The sequence below is a fragment of the Nocardia sp. CA-129566 genome (assembly GCF_050956075.1).
GTDB lineage: Bacteria > Actinomycetota > Actinomycetes > Mycobacteriales > Mycobacteriaceae > Nocardia.
Map to the genome: position 1 here is coordinate 4,213,273 of NZ_CP192085.1, position 6,012 is coordinate 4,219,284.

The window sequence follows — 6,012 nt, forward strand, 5'->3', positions numbered from 1 at the left end:
GTGCCCATGTAGGAGCCGAGGATGCGCCGATTCTCGGCCACGATGCCGAGCGGTGACAGCTGCACGGTCGCCGAGGGATGTGGCAGTCCGGCCGACACGGTGCCACCACCACGACCGGTGACGGCGTACGCGGTCTCGAACACCTTGGCCGAGCCAACAGCTTCGAATGCCCAGCGCGACGCCGTCGCCGCCGTGGCTGGCAAGCTCGCGGACGGGCCGACCTACGCGCACGGTGGAGTCAAGAGACTGCTGATGATGGCGTCCAACGACAGCCTGGAATCGCACATGGAACGCGAGGCACGACAGCTCGTGCAAACCAGCCGAAGCCACGACGGCCGTGAAGGTGTTCAGGCCTTCGTGCAGCGACGTAGACCTGTCTTCGCCGGACGCTGACCAACTAGGAGAATAATGTCATACAGCACAGAACCTTTCGCTTCGAAGAAGTTCTCGGATGTTCGCGGGCAACGCATGGCCTACATCGACGAGGGGGAGGGCGACGCCATTGTCTTCCAACATGGCAACCCGACCTCGTCGTATCTGTGGCGCAATGTGATGCCGCACTGTGCAGGGCTGGGGCGGTTGATCGCCTGTGATCTCATCGGTATGGGTGATTCCGGCAAGCTCCCGGAATCCGGTCCCGACCGATATACCTACGCCGAGCACCGTGATCACCTTTTCGCGCTGTGGGATGCGCTCGACCTCGGTGACGATGTCGTGCTGGTCCTGCACGACTGGGGGTCGGCCCTGGGATTCGATTGGGCCAACCAGCACCGCGACCGTGTCCGGGCGATCGTCTATATGGAAAGCATCGTCATGCCGGTCACGTGGGAGCAGTGGCCGGAGGGTGCGCGAGGTGTGTTCCAGGGCTTCCGGTCGTCTGCCGGTGAGGGAATGGTGCTGGAGAAGAACATATTCGTCGAGAGGGTCCTCCCAGGGTCGGTGCTGCGGTCACTGAGCGAGGCGGAGATGGCCGAGTATCGGCGGCCCTTCGCCTCGCCGGGCGAGGACCGTCGGCCCACTCTGAGCTGGCCTCGCCAGATACCGATCGACGGAGAGCCGAAAGATGTTGTCGGAGTAGTCGATAACTACGGAAAGTGGCTGAGTACAAGCGACCTCCCGAAGCTGTTCGTCAATGCGGAACCGGGCTCCATCCTCACCGGCGTCCAGCGCGAATTCTGTCGCACCTGGCCCAACCAGCGCGAAATCACCGTTCCCGGATCGCATTTCATCCAAGAAGACAGCCCTGATGCAATCGGCTCCGCCATCGCGGAATTCGTAAAAGAGGTGCGCGGCTGAGACAAGCTCGAGCGCTATGCCGCCCGTCGTCCCTTGACATCGACCGCACTGTACGCCCGGCCGGAGTCAGGTAGGTCGAGCTTCGCTCGGCCTCTGTATTTCATCCAATGTCGCGATAACCTCGCGACACCAGTCGGCCCAGACGCGTTCTGTCCCTAGGCCGGCCTTCAAGACCAGATGCCGCACTTTATCGCTGTCATCGCCGATAGCCGAGAAGTCACGCTCCTCGATCTCCCGATAGGTGGCGTACGTCCTTTCATGCACTTCGAGATGGTTGGCGACCGCATCTCGGATGCCCTCGAAGTCCCCAACAGCGGCTGCGGCGCGCAACCGCACGATCAGCGCATTCCGCTGCGGAGTCGGCTCGTCGGTCTCGCTCATCCACCTGTGGAGAGCGGCGGTTCCCGCAGGTGTGATCGAGAAGCGCTTCGGTTGGCCACGTCCGGGAGGCTCCCGTTGTGGAACCTCGGCGACCAGGCCGCCGGTGCGAAGTCGATCCAGTTCGCGATAGATCTGCTGGTGCGTGGCCGACCAGAAGTATCCGAATGCGCGGTCGAACCGCCGGGCGAGCTCGATGCCGGTCGACTCGCGTTCGGTCAACGCGGTCAGGATCGCAAACTGCAGTGCCACCGCCCCATGGTAGAGAGCACCGATCGACCAGATCGCGCCGCCCGGATCCGCGAGCTCCGGCAGAGAAGGTCGCTGCGAAGTCTGCGACCAGTCGATCATCGGCGGAGAAATCTCACTCAGCCGGGAGTGCCTCGGCGCGGCACATCGCATTTCGGGCGGTCGCAACGGCGAGCGCAAGGCCACCAGTGTGATGGGCGCCACATGTTTATGCAACTTATTGCATAGAGGTTGTCGCGGCGATAGCTTCGTCGTAGCGCACTTCCTTCGCGGCCGACGCGCCGCGAGACAAACGCTTTCGCATCTTCCGAAGGACCCCCGTCATGGCCCTACCTGCAACTCTGTCCGGTCGCCTCACGCTGCCCATCGTGGGATCGCCGTTGTTCATCTCCTCTGGGCCCGAGCTGGTGATCGCTCAGTGTCAGGCCGGAGTGATCGGTTCCTTCCCGGCCCTGAACGCCCGCCCCGCCTCGCAGCTGGCGGACTGGCTCGACCGCATCACGGAGGAAAACGCTTCGTATGCGGCCGCCAACCCGGATGCCACGGTGGCGCCGTTCGCGGTCAATCAGATCGTCCACCGCACCAATGACCGCCTCGATCACGACATGGAAGTGATCGTGAAACATCAAGTGCCGATCGTGATCACGTCCCTCGGGGCGCGTCCGGAGATCAACGAGGCCGTCCACTCCTACGGCGGAATCGTGCTGCACGACGTGATCAGCGATGAGTTCGCGCGCAAAGCAATCGACAAGGGCGCCGACGGCATCATTGCCGTGGCCGCTGGCGCCGGCGGCCACGCTGGCACCCAGTCGCCGTTCGCGCTCGTTCAGGAGATCCGTGAATGGTTCGACGGGCCGGTGCTGCTGTCGGGTGCCATCGCCCACGGGCGATCCATCCTCGCGGCCCAAGCTGCCGGCGCTGATCTCGCATATGTCGGTTCGGCGTTCCTGTCGACAGCCGAGGCTGTCGCGGCTGTCGACTACAAGCAGATGATCGTAGAGTCCACGGCCAGGGACATCGTTTACACGAACTCGTTCACCGGTGTTCATGGCAACTATCTGCGCGGCAGCATCATCGCCGCAGGCCTGGATCCGGACAACCTTCCCCAGTCCGACCCGTCGGCCATGAACTTCGGCTCCGGCGGCAGCTCGAGCGCCAAGGTATGGAAGGACATCTGGGGCGCTGGGCAGGGTATCGGCTCGATCAAGGAAAACCTCACCGTCGCCGATCTGGTGGCCGTCTTCAAGGCCCAGTACGACGAGGCGGCGAGAGCTCTCGCCCACAAGGCGCTGAGCGCCGACATTGTCGCGCAGCTCGCCTGATATGCGCACACGCTGGGACTGGAGAAGCAATGAGACTTTCTCTCTCACAGCAGGATATCGAGTTCCGAGAAGGCCTTCGGAAGTTCTTCACCACGATGGTGCCCGCGGATATTCGGGACGCCGTCGCCCGAGGTCTCCCGCTCAGCAAGGAGCAGCACCGCGAGTCGCATCGAATCCTCAACGCTGCGGGACTGGCGGTGCCGGGGTGGCCGATGATGTGTTGACCGCGGCACGGTTCGCCGAGTTGGAGGATCACCACGACCTCGTCGAAGCCGTCTGAACGGCGAGGAAAGGTATTCGGATGACGACCTGTCGCCACGTCCAATGAGGGTGGCGTATCAACGATTCGACTGTGCAGGCGCGAACGCTTGAACAGCTTGGACCTCGAGACCAAGGTCGAGCGTCCGAACGCGCCGCCGATCGGCGACCGTGTCAGGCGACCGGATAGGTGTCGACCTGCCTGCGATCCAGGCGCAGAATGATTTCCCCGATTCCGATCATCTGGAAGTGCTCGTATTCGCGGTGGGCGGTGAATCCCTCGGCGTCGGTGTAGCGTTCGAGGATCACCAGATGCGCTGGGTCGTCGGCGTTTTGGAAGTAGTCGTAGGACAGGTCGGCGGGTTCTTCGCGGCTGGCGGTGCGCAACCGGGCGAGCAGTTCGAGAACGGTCGCCAACTGCTCCGGTTGTACGTGATAGTGGGCGATCACCTGAAAGTAACTCTGAGTCACCGATTTTCTCCTTGTACCCTGCAGTCGGAACGGATGTGAGCTCATCGAATTCGAGGCAGCTGTTCGTGTGATCTGCGTCCAACGAGATCAATGCACGCCTCGATTAGTTCGCTGTTCGTCATGCCCGCACATCCGGTCCAGTCGGTGAGGTGTACAGGTCTTGGCACGGCATAGACGGATAGCCTTCTTCCACTCGATCATCGACTGTCGCTGCCCAGGCCCACCCCTTCGCAGTCGACTCCCGTGCGAATATCACTGCCGCTTCGTGGGAAGCGCTGAAATGCAGTGGCGATCCAAGGCCGAAATCGACTGTCAGATGGCACAACACGGCGTCTCCCCAACTGCGAACGCAGCCTCGGCGACACTGGCAATGGCATCTGCGACGAGCGCCCCGTAGCTCAGTCCTGCGCGACATATCGACTGCGCGGCAATTTCGATCATGCCTGCACCGCCGTCAACGGCTGCAATACGATCGATGCGTTCATAGGCATCTCCATCCACGTCATCAATGACGACCATTCGCGGGCGCCGCCGACGCTACGCAGCGTCCGGACACCAAATGCGGCAGAATGAGTTCTATTTGCGACATGGTCGGCGAGAATCGTGTCTTCCGATTGGTCATTCCGCTTCGCACGGTTCGGTTGTCCGGTCGGGGCGGACGACGACGTTGCGGGCTTCGCGGGATCCGCGGCGATAGGCATCGGCCAGCTGTGGGAGCCGCTGCCCCACCGCTGAATCGAGGAATGAACCGGCGTAGTACCCGACCACGGTTCCGGCGACTCCGCCCGCGACGACGCCGATCGGTACGGTCAGCGCTGAATCCGACCTGCTGTCCAGCGCGCTGGGCCTGTCTCCCACGGAACAGAAGACGTCAGCAAGCCCGGATTCGACTCAGCACCAGGTCCTGTCGAACCTCGAGCGCCTTGTAGGGGGCAGGATCGGTGGAATGCCGCTGACCGTGACCGATCCGGCCACGCGAGACAGCTGGGAGTCCCAAAGAGCGGCTTGTTCGGGGTCACGGGCGCGCTTCGCGGCTTTGCTGCCGTGGACGGCTCGCCGGGGCAGTTCTGTCCAGGGCTACCGCGGTTGCGTGTCTTTGCCCGACGAAAGAAACTCCTCTAGCCGGTCGGCGAAACTCGGTGCCGCCGGGACGAAATGGCCCGCGCCCGGTGTGAGCCGTTGCGGCCCGAGTGCGTCGGCGCGATGAGTGCGAGGAGCGGCGGCAGCGTCCGTGGGTGGAGCATCGGCAGCAGTTTCGGCGGTGGGTGGTGCGGGTCGTCCAGCAGCACTGAAGCCGGAGCAGACGTGCAACGGCCCATTGAAGGACCAACTGGTCTCGTCTCGGTGTGGCAGAAGGGGAATCACTGATCGACTCCAGCTATGATCGCGGTGATCACAACGCTGAGGATCGAGAGATCGAGCCTTGCCCGGGTTATCGCTGCGCGGATGGTGGCGAAGAGCCAGCGGGTGAACATGGTTGCGGATACCTGCGACAAACCGGAGGCTGCGGAAGTGTTGAGGGCGTCGAGATTCACGTCGAGTGTGAGACATCAAAAGTCGGAATCCAGTAGCATTAGATGTATGTGGCGCAACGGGTTTCCCTATATCACGGGTGCAGAAGGTTGCCACATGCGGTTCCGGCACGTGGATGTGTGAGCCTCTTGTCTTTTGAGGGGCCGGATAATGTCCGAAGCAGTAGCCGCCCGGGCGGGCTCAACTTCGGAATGAGATCCCGAACCCGAGGTTAGGTGCGGGACTCAGCCGCTTCGATAACGCGGATCTCTTTGATACGGACATATCGTACGTAGCTCGATGTCCTGCGGGGTCGCGGTCGACCTCGCGTGAACAGGGGGTTTCTGGACGTCTGCGCGCTTGCGGCGGCAGATCCTCGTGCCGCCCTTGCGACGAATTTTTGCAAAGTTGCTCGGCACGCTCGGTGATAGGGCTTGGTATGCCTATGGAGCGGCTACGATTTCGAGCTGTCATTAGTGAGGTCATTCGGCGGGCGCATGACCGCAGCAGGGATGGACGCTCGCTC

9 protein-coding genes are annotated in these 6,012 nt (G+C 62.6%); 3 read left to right on the forward strand and 6 right to left on the reverse strand.

The window, feature by feature from the left end; translation table 11 throughout:
- Nucleotides 1-21 precede the first annotated feature (21 nt).
- Nucleotides 22-393, forward strand: coding sequence for a hypothetical protein (locus ACQP0C_RS18130; protein ID WP_433734055.1), 372 nt, complete (start codon nt 22-24; stop codon nt 391-393).
- Nucleotides 394-408: 15 nt separating this feature from the next.
- Entirely contained in the window at nt 409-1,296 is an 888-nt protein-coding gene (locus ACQP0C_RS18135; protein ID WP_433734056.1) for a haloalkane dehalogenase, read from the forward strand.
- Between the two features lie 66 nt (nt 1,297-1,362).
- Here ACQP0C_RS18135 and ACQP0C_RS18140 read toward each other — a convergent pair whose 3' ends face one another.
- On the reverse strand, nt 1,363-2,025 hold the full coding sequence (locus ACQP0C_RS18140; RefSeq protein ID WP_433734057.1) for a PadR family transcriptional regulator: 663 nt from the start codon (nt 2,023-2,025) through the stop codon (nt 1,363-1,365).
- Nucleotides 2,026-2,246: 221 nt separating this feature from the next.
- Between ACQP0C_RS18140 and ACQP0C_RS18145 the strand changes: the two genes are divergently transcribed.
- Nucleotides 2,247-3,245, forward strand: coding sequence for an NAD(P)H-dependent flavin oxidoreductase (locus tag ACQP0C_RS18145; RefSeq protein WP_433734058.1), 999 nt, complete (start codon nt 2,247-2,249; stop codon nt 3,243-3,245).
- Between the two features lie 44 nt (nt 3,246-3,289).
- Here ACQP0C_RS18145 and ACQP0C_RS18150 read toward each other — a convergent pair whose 3' ends face one another.
- From ACQP0C_RS18150 to ACQP0C_RS18170, 5 genes are all read right to left on the reverse strand, one after another.
- Nucleotides 3,290-3,415 carry a hypothetical protein gene (locus ACQP0C_RS18150; protein ID WP_433734059.1) on the reverse strand — a complete coding sequence of 42 codons (126 nt, stop codon included), beginning with the start codon at nt 3,413-3,415 and terminating at the stop codon, nt 3,290-3,292.
- 262 nt (nt 3,416-3,677) lie between these two features.
- Entirely contained in the window at nt 3,678-3,974 is a 297-nt protein-coding gene (locus tag ACQP0C_RS18155; protein WP_433734060.1) for a putative quinol monooxygenase, read from the reverse strand.
- 312 nt (nt 3,975-4,286) lie between these two features.
- Complete coding sequence (locus ACQP0C_RS18160) at nt 4,287-4,493, reverse strand: hypothetical protein (protein WP_433734061.1); 207 nt, start codon at nt 4,491-4,493, stop codon at nt 4,287-4,289.
- Nucleotides 4,494-4,592: 99 nt separating this feature from the next.
- Entirely contained in the window at nt 4,593-4,832 is a 240-nt protein-coding gene (locus tag ACQP0C_RS18165) for a hypothetical protein (RefSeq protein ID WP_433734062.1), read from the reverse strand.
- A 503-nt stretch (nt 4,833-5,335) separates the two neighbouring features.
- Nucleotides 5,336-5,509, reverse strand: coding sequence for a hypothetical protein (locus tag ACQP0C_RS18170; RefSeq protein WP_433734063.1), 174 nt, complete (start codon nt 5,507-5,509; stop codon nt 5,336-5,338).
- Between the last annotated feature and the right edge of the window lie 503 nt (nt 5,510-6,012).